This is a genomic window from bacterium, from assembly GCA_040757115.1.
In the GTDB taxonomy this organism is placed as follows: domain Bacteria; phylum UBA9089; class CG2-30-40-21; order CG2-30-40-21; family SBAY01; genus JBFLXS01.
On sequence record JBFLYA010000009.1, the window covers coordinates 1 to 25,101 of the forward strand.

The 25,101-nt window shown below is 36.7% G+C and carries 22 protein-coding genes and 1 pseudogene; all 23 read left to right on the forward strand.

Annotation, left to right across the window (positions count from 1 at the left end):
* The first annotated feature begins 216 nt into the window (after positions 1-216).
* The 23 genes and pseudogenes from AB1422_01335 (at position 217) to AB1422_01445 (ending at position 25,037) form a co-directional block, all read left to right on the forward strand.
* Entirely contained in the window at positions 217-1,371 is a 1,155-nt protein-coding gene (locus tag AB1422_01335; GenBank protein MEW6617989.1) for an acyl-CoA dehydrogenase, read from the forward strand.
* A 122-nt stretch (positions 1,372-1,493) separates the two neighbouring features.
* On the forward strand, positions 1,494-1,775 hold the full coding sequence (locus AB1422_01340; GenBank protein ID MEW6617990.1) for a HEPN domain-containing protein: 282 nt from the start codon (positions 1,494-1,496) through the stop codon (positions 1,773-1,775).
* Positions 1,754-2,077 (forward strand): nucleotidyltransferase domain-containing protein, encoded by a 324-nt coding sequence (locus tag AB1422_01345; protein ID MEW6617991.1) that lies wholly within the window; start codon positions 1,754-1,756, stop codon positions 2,075-2,077. Before AB1422_01340 ends, AB1422_01345 begins: the two co-directional genes overlap by 22 nt.
* 26 nt (positions 2,078-2,103) lie before the next feature.
* Positions 2,104-2,286, forward strand: coding sequence for a hypothetical protein (locus tag AB1422_01350; protein ID MEW6617992.1), 183 nt, complete (start codon positions 2,104-2,106; stop codon positions 2,284-2,286).
* A gap of 263 nt (positions 2,287-2,549) precedes the next feature.
* Positions 2,550-2,981: a CBS domain-containing protein gene (locus AB1422_01355; protein MEW6617993.1), complete on the forward strand. Its 432-nt coding sequence runs from the start codon at positions 2,550-2,552 to the stop codon at positions 2,979-2,981.
* Positions 2,974-3,429: an NADH-quinone oxidoreductase subunit NuoE gene (nuoE, locus tag AB1422_01360; protein ID MEW6617994.1), complete on the forward strand. Its 456-nt coding sequence runs from the start codon at positions 2,974-2,976 to the stop codon at positions 3,427-3,429. Before AB1422_01355 ends, nuoE begins: the two co-directional genes overlap by 8 nt.
* 117 nt (positions 3,430-3,546) lie before the next feature.
* Positions 3,547-3,665: pseudogene (locus tag AB1422_01365) on the forward strand (GxxExxY protein).
* 109 nt (positions 3,666-3,774) lie between these two features.
* Positions 3,775-4,146: a hypothetical protein gene (locus tag AB1422_01370; GenBank protein ID MEW6617995.1), complete on the forward strand. Its 372-nt coding sequence runs from the start codon at positions 3,775-3,777 to the stop codon at positions 4,144-4,146.
* Positions 4,147-4,364: 218 nt separating this feature from the next.
* Positions 4,365-7,448 carry an NADH-quinone oxidoreductase subunit NuoF gene (gene nuoF, locus AB1422_01375; protein ID MEW6617996.1) on the forward strand — a complete coding sequence of 1,028 codons (3,084 nt, stop codon included), beginning with the start codon at positions 4,365-4,367 and terminating at the stop codon, positions 7,446-7,448.
* Between the two features lie 638 nt (positions 7,449-8,086).
* Entirely contained in the window at positions 8,087-8,554 is a 468-nt protein-coding gene (locus AB1422_01380) for a hypothetical protein (protein ID MEW6617997.1), read from the forward strand.
* A gap of 227 nt (positions 8,555-8,781) precedes the next feature.
* On the forward strand, positions 8,782-9,468 hold the full coding sequence (locus AB1422_01385; protein MEW6617998.1) for a hypothetical protein: 687 nt from the start codon (positions 8,782-8,784) through the stop codon (positions 9,466-9,468).
* A gap of 67 nt (positions 9,469-9,535) precedes the next feature.
* Complete coding sequence (locus tag AB1422_01390; protein MEW6617999.1) at positions 9,536-11,131, forward strand: PASTA domain-containing protein; 1,596 nt, start codon at positions 9,536-9,538, stop codon at positions 11,129-11,131.
* A 94-nt stretch (positions 11,132-11,225) separates the two neighbouring features.
* Positions 11,226-12,206, forward strand: a complete 981-nt coding sequence (locus AB1422_01395; protein MEW6618000.1) for a hypothetical protein — start codon at positions 11,226-11,228, stop codon at positions 12,204-12,206.
* A gap of 15 nt (positions 12,207-12,221) precedes the next feature.
* A complete protein-coding gene (locus tag AB1422_01400) occupies positions 12,222-13,625 on the forward strand; it encodes a DPP IV N-terminal domain-containing protein (protein MEW6618001.1) in 1,404 nt (467 codons plus the stop codon).
* A gap of 10 nt (positions 13,626-13,635) precedes the next feature.
* Complete coding sequence (locus AB1422_01405; GenBank protein MEW6618002.1) at positions 13,636-14,985, forward strand: tetratricopeptide repeat protein; 1,350 nt, start codon at positions 13,636-13,638, stop codon at positions 14,983-14,985.
* Between the two features lie 14 nt (positions 14,986-14,999).
* Positions 15,000-16,595, forward strand: coding sequence for an ABC transporter substrate-binding protein (locus AB1422_01410; protein ID MEW6618003.1), 1,596 nt, complete (start codon positions 15,000-15,002; stop codon positions 16,593-16,595).
* Positions 16,596-16,616: 21 nt separating this feature from the next.
* A complete protein-coding gene (locus tag AB1422_01415; GenBank protein ID MEW6618004.1) occupies positions 16,617-17,465 on the forward strand; it encodes an ABC transporter permease subunit in 849 nt (282 codons plus the stop codon).
* 3 nt (positions 17,466-17,468) lie between these two features.
* Positions 17,469-18,368: an ABC transporter permease subunit gene (locus tag AB1422_01420; GenBank protein MEW6618005.1), complete on the forward strand. Its 900-nt coding sequence runs from the start codon at positions 17,469-17,471 to the stop codon at positions 18,366-18,368.
* Positions 18,365-19,417 (forward strand): ABC transporter ATP-binding protein, encoded by a 1,053-nt coding sequence (locus AB1422_01425; protein MEW6618006.1) that lies wholly within the window; start codon positions 18,365-18,367, stop codon positions 19,415-19,417. Before AB1422_01420 ends, AB1422_01425 begins: the two co-directional genes overlap by 4 nt.
* Entirely contained in the window at positions 19,410-20,087 is a 678-nt protein-coding gene (locus AB1422_01430) for a dipeptide/oligopeptide/nickel ABC transporter ATP-binding protein (protein MEW6618007.1), read from the forward strand. The genes AB1422_01425 and AB1422_01430 overlap by 8 nt, the downstream gene beginning before the upstream one ends.
* Complete coding sequence (locus AB1422_01435) at positions 20,084-21,373, forward strand: hypothetical protein (GenBank protein ID MEW6618008.1); 1,290 nt, start codon at positions 20,084-20,086, stop codon at positions 21,371-21,373. The genes AB1422_01430 and AB1422_01435 overlap by 4 nt, the downstream gene beginning before the upstream one ends.
* A gap of 274 nt (positions 21,374-21,647) precedes the next feature.
* The gene (locus AB1422_01440) at positions 21,648-24,029 is read left to right on the forward strand and encodes an Ig-like domain-containing protein (GenBank protein ID MEW6618009.1); all 2,382 of its coding nucleotides are present in this window, start codon (positions 21,648-21,650) and stop codon (positions 24,027-24,029) included.
* A 12-nt stretch (positions 24,030-24,041) separates the two neighbouring features.
* Positions 24,042-25,037 (forward strand): hypothetical protein, encoded by a 996-nt coding sequence (locus AB1422_01445; protein MEW6618010.1) that lies wholly within the window; start codon positions 24,042-24,044, stop codon positions 25,035-25,037.
* The last annotated feature ends 64 nt before the right edge of the window (positions 25,038-25,101 follow it).

Sequence of the window (25,101 nt, forward strand, 5' to 3'; positions counted from 1 at the left end):
CGGATTAGGGATTAAATCCCCCTTGCAATTGTAGATAGGAATCAGAAAAAAGAGATATCGCTATATCTTATTGAAAATCAAATGGTTATGCTAAATTTTTGCCTTTAAATAGAGGGGAAGTTCCGTTGCAACAGATTAGGGGAGAAGAAGTAGAGAGTAGAGAGAATCCCTCTTTTTACTTTCTACTCTCTACTTCTTTAAAAAGGAGATGATTAAATGGATTATTTTTTAACCGAAGAACAACAGATGATTAAAGATTTAGCCAGACAAATCGCCCAAGAAAAGATTAAACCCGTCGCGGCTGAATTGGACGAAAAAGAAGAATTTCCACACGACTTAATGAAGGTTTTAGCCCAGTCGGATTTATTTGGGGTGTATATCCCGATGGACTATGGCGGACTTGGTGCGGGTTGTTTTGAATTATGTTTGATAGTTGAAGAATTAAGTAAGGTATGTGGTGGTGTTGCCACGACTTATGCCGCCTCTGCCCTGGGCACTTTCCCAATCTTGTTATTTGGAACAGATGAGCAAAAGAAAAAATACCTACCTGATTTAGCCGCTGGCAAAAAGTTAGCCGCCTTTGGTTTAACTGAGGCTAATGCCGGTAGTGATGCCGCTAGCATACAAACTACTGCTACACTTGATGGAGATTTCTATATCCTTAACGGCACAAAACAATGGATTACTAATGGTGGTGAGGCAGAAACCTATGTGGTTATTGCGATGACGGACAAAACCAAAGGTGCTCGAGGGGCATCAGCAATTATTGTCGAAAAAGGCACACCAGGATTTAGTTTTGGTAAAAAAGAGAAAAAAATGGGCATCAGGTCTTCTGCTACTACTGAATTAATCTTTCAAGATTGTAAGGTGCCCAAAGAAAATTTGCTTGGTAAAGAGGGATTAGGATTTATTGTTGCTATGAGAACCCTTGACCGGTCAAGACCTGGCGTAGCCGCACAAGCAGTAGGAATTGCACAAGGGGCATTGGATTTAGCCGTCCGATATGCCAAAGAACGAGTTCAATTCGGTCAACCAATATCCTCATTTCAAGGAATACAATTTATGTTAGCCGATATGGCTACTCAAGTAGAAGCGGCAAGGGCATTGACTTATGCAGTAGCTAAAATGGTTGATGCTGGCGAAAAGAATATCACCAAAGCATCGGCGATGAGTAAACTATTTGCCTCAGATGTCGCGATGAAAGTTACCACCGATGTTGTCCAGATATTTGGTGGTTATGGCTATATGCGGGAATATCCAGTAGAGAAGATGATGCGAGATGCCAAAATTACTCAAATCTACGAAGGCACTAATCAGATTCAACGACAGGTAATCGCACTGGAATTGATTAAAGAATCAGCAGGTAAATAAGAGAAAGAAAAATGGAATTTAATGTTGAGAAAACTGTCAATTATTGGAAACAAGGAGCAGAATACGATTTAGGTGTAGCTGAAGCTATGTAGCAAGCAGAAAAATACCCTTATGCCCTTTTTATGGGACATTTAGCACTGGAAAAGTTACTTAAAAGCCTCTTTGTTAGAGATAAAAAAGAACATGCACCGTGGATTCATTCTCTTCCGTTACTTGCTAATAAGTTAACAATAAATATTCCTGAAGAAACCCTGGAGAGACTGGGTGAATTTATGGAGTTTCATTTTGAAGGACGATACCCTGACTATCAAATGGACTTTTACAAAAAATGCACAGGGGAATTTACTAATCAGAAAATGAAAGAGATAAAAGAGGTCTACAAATGGTTGAGCAGTCAATTTTAGAATCAATAAAGAGATTCACTAATGCTCTTGCAAAGGAAAACATCAGAACTAACAAGGTCTTTCTTTATGGTTCCTATGCAACAGGCAAACATACAGAATATAGTGATATAGATATCGCTGTGGTGTCAGAGGATTTTGGCAAGGATAGAATTGAAGAAAAGATGTTTCTGTTTCGTCTTGCCAGTCGGATAGACCCACGATTAGAAGCTGTTCCCTTAACCCCAACTGCACTTCAAGAAGATACCTGGGTACCATTGATTTATGAAATTAGGACCAAAGGAATCGAATTGCAGGTAGCATGATGGATGGCTGGAAGAAAAGTTGAGAAGTGAAAATCCATAGAATTGTAAAACTATTGAATCGACGGGATATAAGTAAAGTAGATAAAGAACTACGCCGACAGATTGCCATAAAGATAAATGGTAACCGTTCAGGTGGTAATTTACCGCAGAGACGCAGAGGAACAGAGAAGAAATCAGATAACAGAAAAGATTATTGGTGTAGCCATTGAAATACATAGGACCTGCTTGCCGAATGTTCAACCGGCAAGCCAGATTTGTTAATCCATCCCTGATTTTCATCAGGGCAAGTTTAATGTTGTTGGACTCAAGAGCTTGCACTGATGAAAATCAGGGATGTTAAGCCTATCGTAAATAAATTTTAATTTTCTTCTCTGCGTCTCTGTGTCTCTGCGGTGAACGGTTACGATAAATGAAAATAGTAAGTAGATAGATATGAAGGGATTAACCGTATAAATATAAGGAGGGAAACAAAATGAAAAACCTGAAGGTAAAAGATGCTATGACGCGGGGGATTTTTACTATCCCACAAGATGCCTCGGTGACACAGGCGTTGGAAATGTTAGCCGACAACGATGTCAGTGGTTTGGCGATTACTTCTGTTGATGGAGAATTAGTTGGTGTTCTGTCTGAAACGGATATGGCAAAGGTAGTTAGTAAAGGAATTGCCAGTGATGAAGATTTGGATAAAATCAAGGTTAGTGAAATAATGACTGCCCCGGCTATAACCGTTGGTCGAGATGATAGCTTAAGAGATGCCTGTAGCCTGATGTGTGAAAAAAATATTCACCGACTAATCATCCAACAAGAAGTAAAAAGGGGTGGAGAAAGTAAATATTTCCCAAGTGGAATACTTTCGATGTCTGATGTAGTCAAGGCAATGGCAGGTAGGTGGACTCGTGGATAAACTGAATGAAATACTAAAAAAATACAAAGATACCGACGGGGCATTAATCCCTGTTTTGCAGGAAGCACAGGATACATTTGGCTATTTGTCAAAGGATGTCTTAATTCAAATTGGTAAGGAGTTAAAATTTCCGCTGAGTAAGGTTTATGGCGTGGTTACCTTTTATGCCCAGTTTTATTTAAAACCACACGGAAAATATACCATTCGAGCCTGTCGAGGAACTGCCTGCCATGTCCAGGGTGCAAAGAAGATTATTTCAACAATTGAACATATCACGGGTTTAAAAGAAGGAGAGACATCTGCTGACCTTAAGTTCACCTTTGAAACAGTTGCCTGTCTGGGTGCCTGCGCCCTATCACCGGTAATGATGGTCAATAAAGACTATTTTGGCAAAATGAATCCCAAAAAAGCAATTACTATCCTTCAACAATATAATGATAGCAGGTAAATATTTTTATGAAAATTGTCAGGAATAAGATTTCTATAGCTGAACTAAATAATATGGCTCAGGAGATGTTTGGTAATTTGTAACTATTCACCGCAGAGACGCAGAGGAACAGAGAAAAAAGGATTTAAATTAGATTGTGGATACCGGATAGATCTTTTAGTTGAAGAAAAAGTTAAAAAGCAGTCGAGCAACTACTTCCGATTCACGAAGCTCAACTTTTAACCTATCTAAAAATGATGATAAGAGATGGAATTAAGCGTATAGCCAATAGATTTTAATTTTTTCTCTGTGTCTCCGCGTCTCTGCGGTGAATAGTTACAAAATCATTAATAACCTGGTGGAAAGATGAAGTATCAACATAAACAATTAGCACAAGGACGCTGGTTTGAATTGACCTTCTTCGAACAGATGGGTAATATTGGAACTGATGTTGGACGAGCAATTACCTGGAGAGATAAAAATATTGAATATAGCCAGAAGGCAATTGACCGTGCATTAGAACTTTTAGAATTGACTATCGCTGATGTTAAGAATAGAAAAAGGTTAAAAGAGTTATTGAGGTTATATGAAGCATTGGTAGATTACTTCTATTTTGACAATCAGTTCTCTTCATCTGATAAATTGTGGCAAAACTATTTTTTTGCTTTTAGCTATGCCGCAATAAAAATGAAGGTAACCGTTCACCGCAGAGACACAGAGACGCAGAGAAAAAATTAAAAACTATTTACCAGACGCTTCATTCCATCCCTGATTTTCATCAGGGCAAGATCCTGATTTTCATCAGAGCAAGCTTTTGAGGACCGACATATCATGATTGATTAACAAATTTGGTTTTGTCTTATATATTACCTAATCTTTTCTGTTATCTGATTTATTTCCATATCTTCTCTGTTCCTCTGCGTCTCTGCGGTGAAAACTATTTTCAGGAGAATAATATGACCAAATTAAAATCAGTTTCGGAATTAAACGCATATCGAGAATCTATCATTAAAACTAAAGACCCTAACAAAATTTGTATTACTATTTGTGGTGGCACAGGATGTCTTGCCTTTGGGGCAGAAGGGGTTATTAGTGCCTTTCAAGAAGAAATTAAGAAACAAGGATTGAATAATGTAGATGTCATAAGAACTGGTTGTCCTGGCTTTTGTGAAAGAGGGCCGATTGTTGTTATCCTGCCACAACGGATTTCATATCAAAAGGTTGCCATTGAAGATGTATCTGAAATAGTCTCTTCTACGATTATAAAAGGTGAGATTATCGAGCGACTGTTGTATGAAGACCCGTTAACAGGACATAAGATTATTTATGAACAAGAAATTCCTTTTTATAAAAAGCAGAAAAGGATACTTTTAAGTAATAGTGGCTTAATTGATCCCACTCAGATAAATCATTATATTGAACGAAGTGGTTATTCTGCCTTAAGTAAAATTCTTACTTCTATGGCACCTGATAAGGTTATTGAGGAAGTTAAGAAGTCAGGTTTGCGTGGTAGAGGTGGGGGAGGTTTCCCTACTGGATTGAAATGGAGTTTCTGCCGAAAAGCAGAAGGTGAACCGAAGTATCTCATCTGTAATGCGGATGAGGGTGACCCTGGTGCTTTTATGGATCGAGCACTCCTTGAAGGCAATCCACATCTTGTCTTAGAAGGAATGCTTATCGCTGCCTATGCCATTGGCTCAACAGAAGGATATGTTTATGTCCGGGCAGAATATCCTTTAGCCAGTAAGAATATCCGCCTTGCCTGCGACCAGGCAAAAGAATTAGGATTATTAGGTGATAATATTTTAGGCACAGATTTTAGCTTTCATCTGAAGATTAAAGAAGGGGCTGGGGCTTTTGTTTGTGGTGAAGAAACGGCTTTAATGGCTTCGATTGAAGGCAAACGCGGTATGCCAAAACCAAGACCGCCATTCCCGGCTCAATCTGGACTTTGGGGCAAGCCAAGTAATATTAACAATGTCGAGACATTTGCCAATATCCCACATATCATTTTAAACGGGGGTGAAAATTATGCCCAAATCGGCACTGAGAAATCTAAAGGCACAAAGATATTTGCCTTAGCCGGCAAGATAAATAACACCGGCCTGGTAGAAGTGCCAATGGGAACTATCTTACGAGAAGTGATTTTTGATATTGGCGGCGGTATCCCCAGAGGCAGGAAATTTAAGGCAGTGCAACTGGGTGGTCCTTCTGGTGGCTGTCTAACCTCTAAAGAATTGGATTTACCCATTGACTACGATACATTAGTTGCCGCTGGGGCAATGATGGGTTCTGGCGGTATGATTGTTATGGATGAAACTAATTGTATGGTAGAGATTGCTCGATTCTTCTTAGAATTTGTGCAAAGTGAATCTTGTGGTAAATGCACACCTTGTCGCATTGGCACTAAAAGAATGCTGGAGATAGTTACTCGAATTACCAGGGGAGAAGGTAGAGAAGAAGATATAGATACCTTGATAAAAATGGCTAAAATCATAAAGGACTCTTCCCTTTGTGGCTTGGGACAAACCGCTCCCAATCCAGTGCTTTCTACGATTGAACATTTCCGGGATGAATATGAAATACATATCAAAGAAAAGCGATGTCCTGCCCATGTTTGTGAAGGACTTTATACCGCTCCTTGCACAGATACCTGTCCTGCCGGCATCAAGGTGCATAGTTATGTCGCTTTAATCGCCCAGGAAAGATTTGAAGAGGCATTGGAACTGATTAAAGAAAGTAATCCTTTCCCTTCGATTTGTGGTCGGGTGTGTCATCACCCCTGTGAAACTAAATGCAGACGAATAGAGATTGATGAAGCATTAGCCCTTAGAGCCCTAAAACGATTTGTTGCTGACCACGAAATAGAATTGGAAAAGGGAAGACATAGACCAAAATTAGAATTTCATCGAACAGAAAGAGTGGCGATTATCGGAGCAGGACCAGCAGGATTAACCTGTGCCTATTATCTGGCAAGACGCGGTTATCAGATAACCATATTTGAGGCATTAGAAACACCTGGTGGTATGCTGGCGGTTGGTATTCCCGATTACCGATTACCAAAGAGAATTCTAAAGATAGAAATAGCTGATGTTACTGCATTAGGTGTAGAAATAAAGACAGAAACAAGAATTGGTAAGGATCTGGAGTTTTCTGACCTGCTAAGGGATTACAACGCTATTTTTATAGGTGTAGGAGCACATATCAGTAAAAAAATGGGAATTGAAGGAGAAGAGACAAATAAGGTCATACCTGCTCTGCAATTCTTACGGGATGTTAATCTTGGTAATCCAGTTGAATTAGGTGAAAAAATAGCCGTCATCGGTGGTGGTAATGCGGCTATTGATGCGGCAAGGGTTGCCATTAGACTTGGAGTCAGGGATGTAACTGTTCTTTACCGTCGCTCAAGAGAAGAGATGCCTGCTATCCCACAGGAAATTGAAGATGCGCAAGAGGAAGGGATTAAAATAGAGATTTTGACTGCCCCAAAACGCATTATCTCTGAAAATGGTAAGGTCAAAGGTATTGAATGTTTCAGAATGAAATTAAGCGACTTTTTTGATAAAAGTGGTCGAAGGATTCCTGAACCAATCAAAGACTCAGAATTTGTTGTGGATGTCGATATGGTTATTTCAGCCATCGGGCAGGATGTTAATGTTGATTTTCTACAGGATAGGGTAGAATTGAGTAAATGGCAAACGATAAAGGTGGATAAAGAAACGCAAGCCACCAGTTTGGCAGGTGTTTTTGCTGGAGGTGATGCGGCTACTGGAGCGAATACGGTTATTGAGGCTATTGCGGCCGGCAATAGAGCCGCCATAGCCATTGATAAATACCTCAATAATGGTAAGGAAAGTAAAGAAGTCATCAGACATCCCATAGAGGAAGATGAAGAGGCGATGTTGAGAAGAAGACACCTGATGCCTGTATTAGAAAAGGAAAAAAGAATAAGGGGATTTGAAGAAGTAGAGTTAGGATTTACTCGCGAGATGGCAGTCAATGAGGCAAAAAGATGTCTAAAATGCCACGAAAAGGAGTAGTTATTTAGCCACTGATTAACACGGATTAGTACGGATAAATACAGATGTCAGAAGATAGAAGGCAGAGGGCAGAAGGCAGAGGAGAAAGGGGGAAACAGAGAAAGGGAGAAATCTGTGTCCTCTGCGGTAAAATCTTGTGGACATTTTCAGGAGAAGTTTCACGCCAAGCACGCAAAGGAAAATAAGGGGAAAAATTACCTTTGCGTGAAAAAACTATTTTCAGGAGAAACGCTCATGTCCACAGGGAGTAGGCACAAACGAAGATGAAAATGGGTTTGATGGTTCAGGTGAAATCAGGCTGAAGCCTGCGGCTACCAGCTTTCCCGAACCCCGAGTCCCGAGTCCCGATTTTCAGGGGAAAGGAAGTTTCACGCAAAGAACGCAAAGAACGCAAAGGGAAATAAGGGAAAAAATTACCTTTGCGTCCTTTGCGTGAAAAAACTATTTTCAGGTCACGAATTTTCAGTATTTCATCCGTGTCCATCTGTGGCTAAATAGTTACATTTTCTATAGATAAATAGTTACGAAAATTTACTCTTCAAAACTGACCCTCAAAAAAATGTCTTGACAAAATTATAGAAAAATGATATAAATGATATACTTTATCAATTCTGAATTCTGTTAAGATAGACTATAAGATGAAAAGGGATTATGGAAAAATGAATAAAACTTATGACATTCCAAAAAATAACTTTTTATCAGTAGAAGAAATAAAGGGAAAATATCATTATCTCTCTGCAGGGCATAGAGATAGAAAAGCCCCCCCCCCCGCAAAAATTAAATCCACAAAAATCACTAAAGAACTAACCGCAGAAAAATTTTCACTACTTAGACTAAATACCAGTAAATTTACCTCTCAAAAGAGAGGAATCATTTCTAACGGAATCGTTACCATCAGTATTATTTTCCTTCTGGCATTCTTTATGGGCTATGCATATAATCCAGGCGGTTTCATTTCAGAAAGATATGTGTATGACCAGGAAGGCCGACTTAAATGCAAAATTGCCCCAGATGGACAGAAGGAAGTTAAGTTATGGAGTGCAGTGTCCGTGACACTGCTTGCATTGACAGGGTCAAGGCACTCAAACAATACAATCCAACCATAATTATACAAGGAGGAAATGTCATGTGCCAATTTAGATTTAATTGTAATTGTAAGTTTGAACCCTCGGGTGAAACAAAGGAGTGGTGGTTATATACGCATAAGACTGAACACTCCTTTGCGGGTGTGAAGTTACCTGGTCTTTTTCAGACCAGTAAGTTTGAATGCCAGTTTATCGGTTTTCTGGGGATTTTTCTGTTAGAAGGAGTAGCTACTTATTGGTGCAGTAAGGTGGGTGTTATAATAACCGCAATTTTAGCCTCCATATTTGTTGATTTAGCTCTTGCGATAGTGGCTCATATATTTCAAAAAAGCATTTGCAAAATGAAAAACGAATTAGTTTATAAAGAAAACGATGAGAAAAGGATAACTGAAAGAAGTCTGCGGTCTACTCAATCACTGCAACGATTTTTCTATTCGCTCATTCTTCTCTCGGCGGGCTTCAAAATTTGTTGGTTTCTTTCTGCACGTTCAACTCCTGATGCAACAGCCTTATTTATCGGGGTGTGTTACTTTCTAGGCGCGATACTTCACATAACATGTACAGGGTATGCAATATTTACATTTATTTTCAAGGGGAAAATAAAGCGTGAATATAATAAATATCTTAACTCGAAGAGTCAAGCCTTTGGGTTTGATGAGAACAATCCAATAGAAACAGAACTTACTTCAGGCAAGTTAAAGACGGTTACAGTCGGGCACCATGAGATTATAGAAAGTGACGCCAAATTTTTATTAAAAACATTGGGTGTTTTAACAGACGAAGAACTTTGGAGTATGATTGCTCGCCAAGACGCAGGTGAGCCAAAACGAACACTTGCTATAGAGGGAGTCGAACATCAGATAAAAATTCTTCCATTAACCGCAAAGGGAAATATAAAGAAAAAAGAGAGCAATAAGGAGGATAGCTCCAAATAGTAGAATAAATTAAGCACTTACTTCGATTTTTCAATCAATTGTCTTCAAAAGGAGGAAAGAAGTCAAAATGAAAATCAAAAGATGTTCGATGGTTTCTGATTTCCCAACAATAATGTTTCTATTTTTGGGAATATTGATTATTTTAAGTAGCTGTGGAGAAAAACAGAATAAAAAATTTAATTTAACATTGGTAGTATCTGATAATCTCGGAAAGAATAAAACTGATGCACTGCCTGAGGATATAATTAAGATTTGCTTGCCGTTCGAATATAAAGGTAATTTCTTGATTCCCAGACCCACTCTTTATCGCTTAGGTTACGATAACTCCACCAAAATGTCTCTTGAAACGACAATTACGGGAGGGTGTGCTGGAGATCCGAATAACCCTATTTACATTCAGAATCAAACAAAAAAGTATTTAAAATCCGTCAAAATCGGAAAAGTTTTCTCACAACCTAATGATTCTTCGATTGATTTAAAATCTATATTGGATTCTTCTTTAGAAGTAATTGGAACGCGATCGCTTATTGCTTTTTATAGTACTAAGGGAATCAATACAGACTCTTACAATGGTATCAAGATATCTAAATCCATAGACGATGTTCCAACTATAATGGCGGAAGGAATTTGTGAAAATGGTCTAACCTCTGTCTTTGTATTTATTGATCCACCTATATCGGGTGCCGAACCTATACCTCCAATAATAAATAGGGTGGTAGTACCTAAGCTAGTAGGTGAACCTGTAGAGAAGGCTACATCTATACTCCAAAGAATAGGTTTGCAATGGAGCATCACAGAGGAATATAGCGCTGAACCAAAAGGCAGGGTAATTAAGCAGAATCCAGCGGCTGATACACAGGTTCCCCCAGGAAGGACAGTAATTTTAACTATCGCAAAATGGCCTAAAGTGCCTCAGGTTGTTGGTATGACATTACAACAGGCACAATCTACTATCTCTGCTAATGGTCTTTTTAATGTTAAGGTTAAAACTCCTAAAGCACAGCCTAATTGGGTAGTGACAAGGCAGAACCCTAAAGGAGGCAAGACAGTAGCTAAAGAAAGCGAGATTCAACTTGTCCTTGAGAAGCCATCAGGTACCGACAACGGAAGTCAACCAAAAGAAAAACAACCACAGGGTCAGAAAGAAGAAAAAGAAGTAACCACTCCTTCTTCTGTTCCCTCAGATGTTATCCCATCTCCGTGGAACGATATATTCACACTTTTTAATAAGAATACAGAGGACAGCTATAGAGAAATAATAAAGAAATTAAGTAAGAGTGAAGAAGAGAACAAAGAAAAAGAGAACAAAATAGAAAGGAATGTTTATTACTGGTATTACAAGGGTCTGGCTTATTATCAATTAAAAGATTATAACAAGGCTCCTGAGTGTTTTGATGAAGCATGGAATAGAATTGGAGAGTGGGGAAAACCCATAGATTCTCAGGTTGGACTCCCTATGAATTCACAAGAGGCAAAAAAAGAGGCTCGATACTATGGAGCAATGGCACACTATATGAAATATAGAATAACTAAAGATTCAAATGACCACATGGAAGCACGGCTAAGAGTTGAGGAATGTCATAACAATATTGAGGATTATCCTAATGGTAGTGAAGAAAGAACTAACATTACAAACGCCTACAAGGAGTTAGAACAAGAATAGAGGTGAAATTATGGAGTGCAGTGTCCGTGACACTGCTTGCATTGACACGGTCAATGCACTCCAAATGTAATTAAAATTGGAGGTAAATAGACCTATGTATAAGAAACAAATTTTATGTGTTTTCTTTATTGCTTTATCGCTGGGAATAATGGGATGTGAACCAGAAAAAATAAGTGTTTCAGGACAGATTATAAATTGTTACACATTAAAGGGGATAGAAGGATTAGACATAAGAAGATTAGATATTATAGAGAAAACAACACAAGAATCAATTATAAACAGTCCAGTGTCATTAACAACAGGCAACAATGGAAATTTTTCATTAGAGGCAGATGTTAAAAAGATACTTAAAAAGATAGATGACTATCAATTGAAAGTAATCTTACCTGATGAGTTTTGTTATCCCTCGGAATTTGATATCACCAGTTCTGAAATTAAGATAAAAAAAGGATTTACTAACAAGCTGATAATCTCCCCAATTAAAACCAGTTATGGGATTGTGATAAAAGGAATGATTAAAAATGAAAAAACAAAAGATGTAATCTCAGGAGTTATGGTAACCTGTAAACCAGATTATCACGAGGAGAGCTTAAATAAAACAGCTGTTAACAATAATCTTTGCACCAGTGGGAGAAATGGGAATTTTATTTTTAAAAATCTTAGTATAGATGGGGTAGGCACAGTTACCTTTAACCTTAGTTTTGATTATTCTAACTACTGGAAAAAATTTAAAAAAATAGATATTTCATCATTGTCTCCTGAGAAAAGAGTATTCGACCTGGAAATTGAATTACAAGAGATAATAGAAGGAACAAAAACAATAACACTTTCTCCCCCCATAAATGTAACAATATTAGAAAATGAACTCAATCAAGGAATACTGACGAAGAATATCAGGGAGACATTTAATAGAAGTAACTATCCACTTAGTAATAACGCACAACTTAATGTAAGAAAACCTAATAAAGAATGGACGATAGATGATGGTAAGTTTGAATATATTATTACTAAACAGGGGGATAAACTAAATTGTTATATCAAGATCATCGGCAACATACCCCTTATTACTCCCTGAAGGATGGTGATAAACTTGGAGGTTATAAAAAAATTTAAAAGATTAATTATTCCTTTAATTTTTATTTCTTTGTTTTTCCCAAAGATAGGACTGGGTGAAAATAATGGGACAATTAATGCCTATTGGCTCGGAGAAGCTCCCTGGTCGCCAAAAGAAACAGAAAACAGTATAAAATCTATTCTCCTTGATAATGATAGGAGCAGAGATGACAAGTCACCGAGGTGGGTACCAGATAATAGAAGGATGGTGGTATATAAGAGAGAAAGAAAAGCAAAAATCTCAGAGGTGTCTGATATAAAAGAGGATAGAGTAGAAGACTCAGAACTGTCTGATATAGATGAAGATATAGCAAAAATCGCAGGAATATCTAATATACCTAACGATAAAACAGAAAGCCCAGAGTTGTGTTATATAGATGAGGATGGTGAAATTACTTCTCTATATGAAGGTGAGGTTAAGGATATTAGTTGGATACAGGACAAAGAAAAAGTAAGATTTATCTTTACTTCTGGAAATGACCTGAAGAGTGGTGAAATTTCAACAGATAACCATATTTCATCTCTTCTTTCCATAGAAAAAAAGGTTACTAATGAGGGTATTGTCTATCTTCGTCATTCCAGAACAAAAAAATTATTTTATTCAAGAGATGGTCGTATAATAGGGACATCCACAAATATAGATGATAATGGTTGGAGTCCAATAGTAAATACAAATGGAGATTGTTCAAGAAATAAAAAGGTGGTGTTCACATCTAACTTAGATAGCAATGGTAGAGAAATCTACACCTTTGAATTACCACAAGAAGGGGAAGATTTAGACCTATCAATAATAAGACGACTTACCTTTAGCCCTGAGGGAGTAATAAGTCCCAAATGGTCTCCAGATGGGAAAAGTATTGTTTATGCTTCTGGTAAAGATATCTATCTTATCCAAAATATATCTACATCTGGGATGAACCCAATCCGATTGACCACGAATACTACTACCGACGAATGTAGTAATCCTACCTTTTCACCAGATGGCAAAATGATTGCCTACTACTCGACTAATGGTAAAAACATATATGACTTATGGGTGATGAAAAGTAATGGAGAAGAAAGAACAAAGGTAGCAGATAATGTTCTTAAACCAGAAAGACACGGTGACATATATGGTCCTTGCTGGATACCTTATGGAACATCAGCTCTAATCTATCTCTACAACAGAATGCAAAATCAGATAGAGGTTCTAAATGTCACAGCTAATAGCAGAAAGATGGTTAAAACAGAAGAACAGTTGATAAGTAATATTGATTCTCTTTATGTAAGTGATAAGGATGGTCAAAAAATCCTGATAGTATATTCTGCCTGGGCACCTTATCCTCAGAAAGAACAGAGGATATATATTAAAGAATTTAAAGCAGAAGAGTTACCAAGATAAGGAGAGAAATATGCAAATTAAGCTATTATGGTCTATTATTATTCTTTGTCTTTACTCTGGTATAACTTATGGACAAAAATCACCAGAAAGTTATCAAAGGGGTCTACTCTATAAAGAATTATTTAATACCGCAGTAAATACACAAATTAATCATTATAATGCACTATTGATTGAGAAGGGAAAACCTCCTGTAGATGCAAAGCCAATAAGGAAAGACCATATCTGGTACTACCGCGGACTATGTTATTATTATCAGGGAAATTTCTTATCAGCAATAGCTGATTTTAAACGAATTCCTAAATCATCTGATAAATACCCTGAGGCACAAATCAGATGGGGTGCCTGCTATTATAAACAAGGAAAGATTACGGAGGCAAAGAAATTATGGAATGATGCCTGTTCACAAAAGAAGAATAATCCTCTATTTTTAAGCAAGATGGGTAATCTGTATGCAGAGCTAGGGACAAATACTACTACTGCGACTAAATATTGTCAGAAGACAGAAAAAGGAACAAGCGGGCTGGTGTGGATATACCTTAAGAATGGAGATGTAGATAAGGCGTTAGATTTGATAAAAAAGATTTCCAATAAGCCTGACTTAGAAGATTATATAGGTAGATGTACCGGTGGTAGTGTTACCTTACAGTTTTATGACCCTGGTTTATTATGGATAAGGTCACAGGTCTATCTTATGTCGGCAGTTAAATATTATCAACAGGCAATAGACTCGCAGAAGAATGATGAACTATCCTGTCAACTTGGTATAACTCAACTTATGGCTGGCAGACTAAATGACAGTATTACCACGCTAAAACCACTCATCAATTCTAATAGATGGGAGGTAAAGGCTAAGGCATTGATAAATTTAGGCGTGGCATATTATCTAAAAGGTTCAAAACAAGAGGCTGAGACAACATGGAATCAGGTAGAGAATAATTACAAAGATAACCCTGCGGTGATGAGTGAATTAGGATATACCTATGCGAGGTTGGGGATAAAGTTGGATGATGCTTTATCTCTGTGTAAGGAAGGAAAGGAATCGTATTACTTAGGCATGGTCTATTTTAAAAGAGGAGTAATAGGAAACAATAGTAACGATATTAACGAGGCATGTAATGAAATGGGGCATTTTGAAAGGGATTCTAATAATCTATTACATTTATTAGGGCTATGCAATGCTTATTATGTGAATAGGGATTTTAATGCGGCTACGGAGATATTTTATAAATATCTTCAAAGATATTCTGGCACAAATAGAATTTATGAGAGTCTTCGGTATATAAACGAGGCACGGAAGGATATTACCTGGTTTGGCAACTTGAAAATTGAATGGAAAGACCTTTGGTATTACCAGAAATAAAAAGGGGGTAGATTATGAAAAAGAATCTTTTAGTAATTGCAAGTGTTGTATTTCTCTTAGCAGATATTTCTAAGGCGAGGGACCTGAGATATGGAGAGCTATCCTTCCCTCAAACACTTAATCCTTTAAATACTGATAAGATGGATGAGTCTGCTGGGAGATTGTGTCAACTAATGTTTAATAGCCTGCTGGGTATGGCAGATAAGGAACCGGTAGAGGAATTATTGGCTAACATGAACGCAAAAAGAGAACAGAAAAGTTATACCTTTAAACTGCGTGAGAAAATAAAATGGCACGATGGAACACTATTTACTGCAGATGATGTAGTATTTACATTTAATATACTTGCCGATAACAGCATAAAATCTAATCTAAAATGGATAATGCAGGAGGTTGTAGATAGCGTAAAAAAAGTAGATAGTTATACAGTCAAATTTACCGCAAAAGGAGAAATCTCCAGGGTAGAACTGCTGAACACTATAGGTTTTGTTAAAATTATCCCCAAGCACTTTTTTGATAACATTAACAAAAGAGATTGGAATGACCGCTGGAAATGGATAACTTGTGGCACAGGACCCTATAAACTACCCGATGAATTTCTTCAGTCTCCCGATAAAATTCAGTCTATAGCTGACACAGTAAAGGAAATTACCCTGGAACAAAATAAAGATTATTTTAGGGGATGGCGAAAGTTAAAACCGAATGAAGAGAGAATCGATAATATAATTATGCGTGTCATCTTGAATTCAGCGACTGCTATGGAGAACTTAAGGTCAAAGGAAATTGACCTGTTACCTATGATTGCCAGCAATCTACCATCAGAAAAACCATCAGAAAAAGATATCTCCTGGACGATAATAAAATGTAATAGAAACAGTTTCTATTATTTTGCCTTTGATTGTAGGCGTGTGAATACAACAACAAGACAGGCATTCAGCTTAGCTACTAATAGAAAGTATATGTTAAACAACAATTTTTTAAATGGGTATAAAGGCAACACTCCTGAAGAAAAACTCACGGACGCTATGAATGACTGTATGTATGGACCCTATCCCCAGCACCTAAATGTGGGTGTCAGTAAGTCTCAATTCTATAACATAGATAGGGTTAAGTTATGGGCTAAAGAAGTTCAACTTCCATCAAATGTCACATTGAAGGGTCATATATTAGAAGGATGTGAAAAGAATATGTGCACGTGCCTTAAAGTAGACCTTAAAGAAATTGGAGTAACTCTGAAGATAAAATCTGAATTGACCACTAGGGATGTGGAAAATTTTGATATAGCCTTTGGCTGGTGGACATTCTCTTCCCTGAGTGACCCGGTAAAGTGGTTATTTGGAACAAATGCTCCCTATAATATATGTCATTATAGTAACAAAGAAGTGGATAAAATTATAAAGGAGAATGAAATTTCAGATGCAGATACGAGTTCAGGTGCAAATACGAGACTGCGTAATATGGAAAAGATGCAGAAGACAATAGGGGATGACTGCCCATATATATTCCTTTTCAAGAGACCTTTGTGGATTGGTTTTAACAAAAAGTTATATATAAAGCCTGATGAATATTGGTTCTTTGCCGATATTATCGATTGGTATTGGAAAAAATAGGAATAAGAAAGGTAGAGATTAATGGCAGATATAGGTAAAATTTTGATGAGAGGTATTGCCGCCTTAGTTATTGTGTGGACAAGTATGTTTATTCTTGTTTATATGGGAATAAAGGTAGCACCTAAGGTTTATATGGGAATAAAGGTAGCACCAGATTCGGGACAACAGGTTCATATTACAATACCCGGCATAATAAAAGAGACTTCTGTAGTTTGGTCCGAGATAATAAAAGAGACTTCTGTAGTTTGGTCTTGTTTCTGGAAGGTTACTATTCGACTGATGCTTATTGCATTTCTTATATCTTTGATTTTGTCTCTGGTATCCTTAACACAAGTATATATTTTATCTTCAGCATTTAAGATTTTTTTAAGTCTTTTTTCCTGTTTGCCTGTATTTATTGCCGGGATACTTTTATGGAAATTTTTTTGTTATAATAAAGTTCCTCCTCAAGTTGAATTTATTACAGCAGGCGTAATCCTTGGGATTTGTGATACCTTCTTGATTGAGTTATATCGACATATAGAGATAGAGTATCATAGACTCAAGAATGAATCTTATGTCTTGATGGCAAAAGATAATGGATTAAAAGTTCGCAAGATAATACCATATCTAATGAATGATATTATTATTCTTTTATCAAAGATTACTTTTTCAAGATTGATAGGATTGATTAGTGGTGCAGTGATTGTCGAATGTATATTTAGGAGTATCTCTGGAGGAATTGGATGTATGCTTATGGATGCAGTTAAAAATAATAGTTCCACTAAACTTATAGGTATAGAGATAGGAATAGTAACCATTGTTATCACCTTTAATGTCATAGATAGGCTAATAGAAAGACATTTTAATCCAAGATTAAAAGAAGGGTAAAAGATGAGAATATATAGCAAAAAAGAAGGTGAAAAAGGAAAGTTATCATTTACATCCATATTTTGGATACTTTCTTTCTGTATGGTGTTTATCACAGGAGTTATTGGTTGTTTTATTAGTCCACCCCTGTCAAAAGATAAAGATAATGTGCAGACAATATTGATCAAGTGTATATGGGCTCATAAATTCTATTTTATGCCGGGTCTATTAGTGCCTCTTTTAGCCATATCTTTAGGTAGTTTTTTAGGGATATTCAGCAGCAAAGCAATGAAAGTATCAGGAATGATTAATTTCTTCTTCCTTTCCATAACAGATGCCATAGAATCACTTCCCAAATACCCAACTATAATATTAGCTATAATTCTTATGCCTGAATGTATAAGAAATTTATGGGGCATAATGCTCATATTAGGTTTTCTCAACTCATCAAAAATAAGTCGGCTGATAAAGTCAAAGATTGACTCATTAGAAAAAATGGAATATATAGAATTTGCAGATTCTATAGGAATAAATAGATGGCGGTTAATTTATAAACATATCCTTTTATATAATTGTTTGCCTCTTCTCATCACTCAAATATTTTTTCAGATGTGTGAGGTAATTTTAGTTGAGATTGGACTTGCAGTTATAGGTCCCGAGGAATACTGCGGTTTTAATTTTGGGATGATAACAACAGATGATACTTTTGGTAATATGTTAATGGCGGGAAGGAACAATATAATGGCTGGAGTAACGAATATAGTAGCTGGAGTAACGAATATAGTAGCTGAAGTAAGGAATATGGGACCAGGAAGTATGTGGATATTTCTGATTCCGTTGGGAGTGGTTTTGTTTAATATATTGATGTATCTTAATCTTGCTAAGATAATAGAAGAGAAAATTTACAAAAAGAGGAAAATATGACGGATATATTACTTAAAATAGAAGACCTTAAGAGTTATGCTGAGGAAAATCGAGGGTTTTTAAGGATTGTAGATGGTATCTCATTCGAGGTTAAAAAGGATGAAGTCGTAGCCTTGTTTGGTGAATGCGGTTCTGGAAAGACTACGGTAGCATATTCTATTATGGGGGCAGTCAGATATATGCCAGGGATTATAGCTGGTAAAATCGAGTTTAAAGGGAATGGAGATTTACTTGAAAAATTGAGGATAATGTGCCAGATAAAAAGAGACGACAATGGAAGGTTAGAAATAAAAAAGGATGTCAGAAAATGGAATAAGATATATGAGAAAAAAATGAGAGAAGTAAGAGGTAAAGGGCTATTTTTAGTTATGCAAGGGGCTAAATCCAGCCTTAACCCATTCTGGAAAGTAAAAGACCAGGGGGCATATATAACTAAGAATAGAAATATAGATTCTATATTCAAAGAACTGGAGTTAGGAGATAAGATGGCTCGCTTTCCCCATCAATTAAGTGGTGGAGAATGTCAACGAGCACTTTTGGCTATGGGACTTGCTTCAGGGGCTGAATTACTCATTGTTGATGAACCAACCGTAGGCATTGACGACCACCTAAAGGATGAGATTATAAACTTGCTGAAGGACTATAAAGAAGGTAAAGGGAGCTTTAAGAAAACTACTTCCAAACATTCACTTTTGCTTATCACTCATGATTTCAAGGTAATAGAAGAACTGGCAGATAGAATAGTGGTTATATGTAGTGGGAGAGTGGTAGAAAGTGGAAATAAAGACGAAATTGCAAATAATCCAAAACACCCTTATACTAAAATGCTCATCGAGAGCTTCAAAACTAAGGATGAAAAAGGTAAACCACTACCTCTCTTATCTGTAAGTGAAGGTGATATTCCTCATCTTGACAGAGAATATAAAGGGTGCAGATTTTACAGTCGATGTGAAGTTAAGCAAGATAAATGCTCTTCAGAAGAACCAGAGATGGTAGAGTATGGAACTCATGCTATAAGATGCTGGCAAGTGAGAAAGACCAATGATTAGACTTAAGAATATTACCAAGAGATTTAAAGATAATTGTGGAGGCAATATTTGCCCAATAGATAATGTTTCCTTTTCTATTGATAGGGGAAAGTTTTTCGGGCTTATGGGGAAAAGTGGGGCAGGAAAAACAACCATTGGAAAGATTATCCTTGGGTTATATACTCCTGATAAAGGAGAGGTATGGATTGACGGTGAAGATATAACTAAATTTTCAGATAACCAGAGACATAAATATCGTAAAGAAATAGGTCTTGCTATGGTTTTTCAGCATCCAGATACATCACTTAATCCCGGAATGACTGTGAGAAAGAGTATAGAGGAAATAATAAGATGTAACTTGAAGAGAGGAGTTAGCTTTAAAGAGATAGAAGGTTATTTTGATGAGGTAAATCTATCCAGAGAAAAACTTGATTTGTATCCTGATAAGCTAAGTGGTGGTGAGAAACGACGGGTAGCCTTGATTCAAACATTGGCAATCAAACCCAAAATACTTATCGCTGATGAGCTATTTTCTGGCGTAGATAGTATGGTCCGAAATGCTATGGCAAATCTATTGAAAAGAATGCAACAAGAAGAAGGACTTACCTTAATACTTATCTCACATGATAGGGACATGGTAGAGTATTTGTGTGAGGATAATTATTTAGAATTGGAAGGTAGCTGTAGATGAAAAGATACTTGATAGTAATTACTGTTATCTTATTGGGAATGAATAATTATGGATTTTGTGGTGAGTTGTACAAGGAAGGGAAAGAAAAATTAGAAAAAGGCATAATTAATCTGGAGATGTTTAAACAAGCAGTTTCTTTTGCGTTTCAAAATAAAAAAATAGGTAAGATTAGAAATTGCATAAAGGACATCAAAGATACAGAAAGATTTTCAGCTTTCTTAGCACTTTCTGGTAACAGTGGTTATCCCTATAGTACTTCCATCAATACTTACTGGATAACTATCGGTCAAGTCTTAAATGAAGCGAAGGAATATTTTGGAACGATAGCTCCTGAATCTGTAAATGCCTGCTTATATAAGGCAATTGCTTGTGTCAAGATGGGAGATTATCAAGAAGCATTACATCCATTTAAAAAAGTTATAACCGCTATGACAAATGGAAATTGTATTATTGAACCTTACTGGAAAATAAAGATAGATGAGTATAAGGATTCTTCATTCAAAAAAAAGTATATGTATAAACAAAACTATATGATAGATGCAGTCCAGGAGTTATTTTATGAGATGGCTGATAAAGTAATGAATAGGGAATTGGATATGGGAGGCGAAAAAAGCTATGATGAATGGGCAAAGATGATAATTAATGTGTTTATGGATTACAGGGAAAGCTGGCTACAAGAAAAAAGACAGACACAAGATATAATTAGCAAAAGGCTCGATAACAGTTTTGAACTGGTAGATTTCTACATTAGACATCATAAATGTAACGAGGCTAAAAAAGAACTTGGGGAAGTAAAAAAGAAACTAACAGGAATAGGGATAGATACTACAAACACAATTCCTACCAAAGAAAAAGAGATAGCAAGATTACAAGAAATTTCAGTAGTAATGAGTGAAGAATTAGTAAAAGAAGTTAACGGAAAGGTAAAAATAAGATTCTGGAATGATGAAAATTGGTTTAAACCTGAATACTTAGATCTTTCGTTTCTCCCGAAAGGATGTTATCTTAACTTTAAACCCGACTATTCTTATGAATGTCCTGATATGGGTGGCACACAGACCATTTATCTTAACACCCAGACGACAAAGCCTACTTGTGAAATATTCTCTCAGTCGCCCATCAAGGTTATGGTAGATGGTAAATCTTATCCCTCTAAAGATGGTACCGTTACTATCTCTCATTTTACTGGAAAAGAAATAGAGATTATCGAGGCAACTATGAATGTTATCAAGTTGATTACCTATGTTGAAACAGGGATAGGAATTATATGGTTCTTTATAAAATAAAAGGAGAAACGCTCATGCCCCTGCAGGGCACAAAGGGGGGATGAAAATGGTAGCCGCAGGCTTATTGCTTTTTCATAAATAGGTTCCTCTTTTGGGGAGAGCGATAGCAAGAAGAACTTTAATGTAAATATCAAAATGCAAATATCAAAATTACAATGCAAAATGCAAAAATACTTGTAAATTAACAAAGTAGCTGGAGAATATTTTGATTTTTGATTTGTAATTTTACATTTTGATGTTTGATTTTTAATTTATTTTATGGTATTCCAGAAAAGTGGAAGTTAATTTTGCAAAAACCATTAGCCTGCGTAGGTTGAAACGCAGACTAAAGTCTGCGACTACCAGCCTTACAGGCTATTTACAGGAGAACGAGATGAAATGTAAGAAGTTTAAGATTTTATTGTTAACTATAATTGTCCTTCTTTTGAAGGCAACTGTGGGATTTTCAGCGTTGGATATCGATGTTATTTCACCTGATGGGGGAGAGGTATGGTCAGGAGGAACATATAAGGAGATAATCTGGAAAATATCCGATGGGACACCTACTTATACAATTGAATTGAAATATTCTACAGATGGGGGTAATTCATTCCCTTATGATATAGGGACCACTACCCAAACCGCAATTGGAACAGGAACATATAACTGGTTAGTGCCAACCTCTGATTTAACAAATGTGAAGATAATGGTGATGGCTACCGATAGTGCTACACCTACCCCTAATATAGGTACTACTACATCTCAAGGAACATTTACTATTGATGCCACACCACCAAATGTTCTCTTAAATCTCTATATCCCAGACCCAACTGATGATAATACACCTACTTATACCGGAACAGTTACTGATAGCACAACAAAGGTTGTAGATATAGAGTATAAGGTTGATAGTGGAGGTTGGACAGATGTTGACTCATTTATTCCAGCCGCTACTGCTGCCTTTACCTTTACTACCTCTTCATTATCTGATGGACCGCATACCATCACTGTCAGGGCAAAGGATGAGGCAGGGAACTGGGGGACTTCGACTCCAGATACATTGGTGGTTGATACCACAGGACCAATTTCCCAAGTTAATGCTATTACCCCATACTGGCATAATATTGGAACTTTTACTCTCTATTATGGTGCCAGTGATAATTTAGGACTTGGTTCAATAACGCTCTGGTATAGATATCGTGTGAGTCTTACAACTCCATGGACAGATTGGTCATCCTTTACTACCAGGTATATATCTGGGACATCTGCCATAGGGAATTTCTCCTTTACCCATCCAGAGCAAGAGGGCTACTATGACTTCTATACAATAGCAGATGATTCTGCTGGCAATAAGGAATTAGTTCCGCCAACTAAAGATGCAGAGGCAGGTTATGATAAAACACCACCCACCATCCCCTCAAATACATTATTGAGACCAAATGGAGGAGAGTTATTCATGGGAAATTCTATACAAGAGATACGGTGGAATAATGAAATAATTGGAGATACTCTAAGTGGATTAGGTACATATTCAATAAATTTAAAGTATAGCACTGATGGTGGAATGTCATATCCAGAGACAATAACAATGGTTAGCTTACCAAAAGGTAATGGTATAGGAACATATTGTTGGACAGTTCCTATGATTGAGTGTGACAATGTAAAGGTAGCGATAATAGTAACAGATAATGCAGGCAATCCCGGGACAGATACAAGTAATGGGACATTCGTGATAAGTAGTATTGCTCCCACATTAAAAATAGATGTTCCTAATGGAGGTGAAAACTGGAGAGGTGGAACAAATCAGATTATAAAATGGTCAACAACAGGAAGTGGTATAAACCATCTGAAAATATGGTATTCTACAAATGGTGGGGGAACATATACTCAAATTAATGGTACTCTTTCTAATATAGGCACATATAGTTGGACATGCCCAACTATTGATTCAAATCAAGTGAAAATAAAGATAACAATATACGATATTGAAGATAAAGAGTTATCAACAGATGAAAGTGATAATAACTTCATTATAGATAGTACTTCACCCACTATTGAAAATCTTCGACCGAGTAACGAAATTGTTAATGACCTGCCTGTAATCTCTGCCTGGTTAAGAGATATAGGGGCAATAGCAAATAGCGGGATAGGGTCAATTACTGTCTGGATTGATAACTCTGAGACTAACATTAGAATGATAAACTTTGATTCAAATAAATCTCAGAAAACTTTTGAAGGTAATAATCTTACTGCTACTCTAAAAAATCCTTTATCTGCGGGTTTGCATGAAGTTAAAGTATGGGTATGTGATAAGGCAGGTAATTCAGCCGCCACAGCAAGCACTACCTTTACCGTTTCTAACGAACCGGGTATCATTGACCTGATAAACTATCCAAATCCTTTTTCAACCGATGAAAAGACCATTATTAAATATACTCTTGGACGAGATTCCAGAGTAACTATTAACATCTATGATATTTCTTTAGAATGGATGATCAGTCTAATTGAAGATGCTGATAGAACAACAGGAACACATAAAGAAAACTGGTATGGGCAAAACGCCATTGGCGAAAAATTGCCTAATGGTGTTTATATTTGTGAATTGATAGTTAAAGAGAAAAATGCAGGTACGGAACACAAAAAATATCATAAGATAGCAATATATACTTCGAAATAAGGAGTGAGGGTTATGAAAAGAAGAAGTTATATCCTGTTAATAATATTGGTGGTCGGGCTGTATCATTGTGAAGTAAGAGCGGATAATAAAGGTCCAGGAGATACATACACCTTTCTAAAACTTGCGGGTGGTGCCAAAGCTATGAGTATGGGTAATGCCTATGTGGCTATGGCTGATGATGCGTCAGCTACATATTGGAATCCTGCAGGATTGGCACTTTTGGAGAATAGAGAAATAATCTTTATGGACAGGAGTTCGGCAATAAAAGAAGTGGGAGAGCAACATCAATATATAGGTGTTGTCTTACCTTACAAAGGATATGACTTTGGGTTCAGTTATATTAATCTTGGGGTTGATGAGATTGAGAAGACATCTATTAATAATTATGATGAACCAATTATTCTCGGTAAATTCAAAGATAAGGAAACAGCTTACATTTTCTCTATTGGTGGATTGGAACCAATCAAAGAATTATATTTGGGGGCAAATTATAAATATATTTCTCATAGATTAGCTGGATATGAAGGTAAAGGTATGGGATTGGATGTAGGTTCCTTAATAAACCTATCTGAAGCATGGGATTGGGAAGGAATATTTGAGGATGTAAAACTTGGAGTTGTTTTTAGATATATGACTGATAAAAAATGGGATTCTGGGCATAAAGACTCAGGATATCTGGAAACAGAAATGGGACTGGCATGGATACCAATCTCTACTGAAGATATAAAAAAATGGACTATTGCTATGAGTGGAAAGCGACAATTGAAAAATAAAACAGTTAAACTATCGGTAGGAACAGAGCTACAATATAAAATATTAGCACTACGATGTGGTGTTGATAACTGGTATTTAGGAAGTCGGTACGGATTAGATAGAAAAAAATTAAACTATGCCAGAAAAGTTACTTTAGGAATAGGGCTAAAAATCAAAAAATTTAATTTTGATTATGCTCTCACTCCAAAATGGTTTGGAAATGATACTCAGATATCGGTAGGATGGAAATTTTAACTAATTCATTCCAGAACACCAATCCTTTCTCCTTCCTCACCTCTATGATTATTTGGTTTGCTAA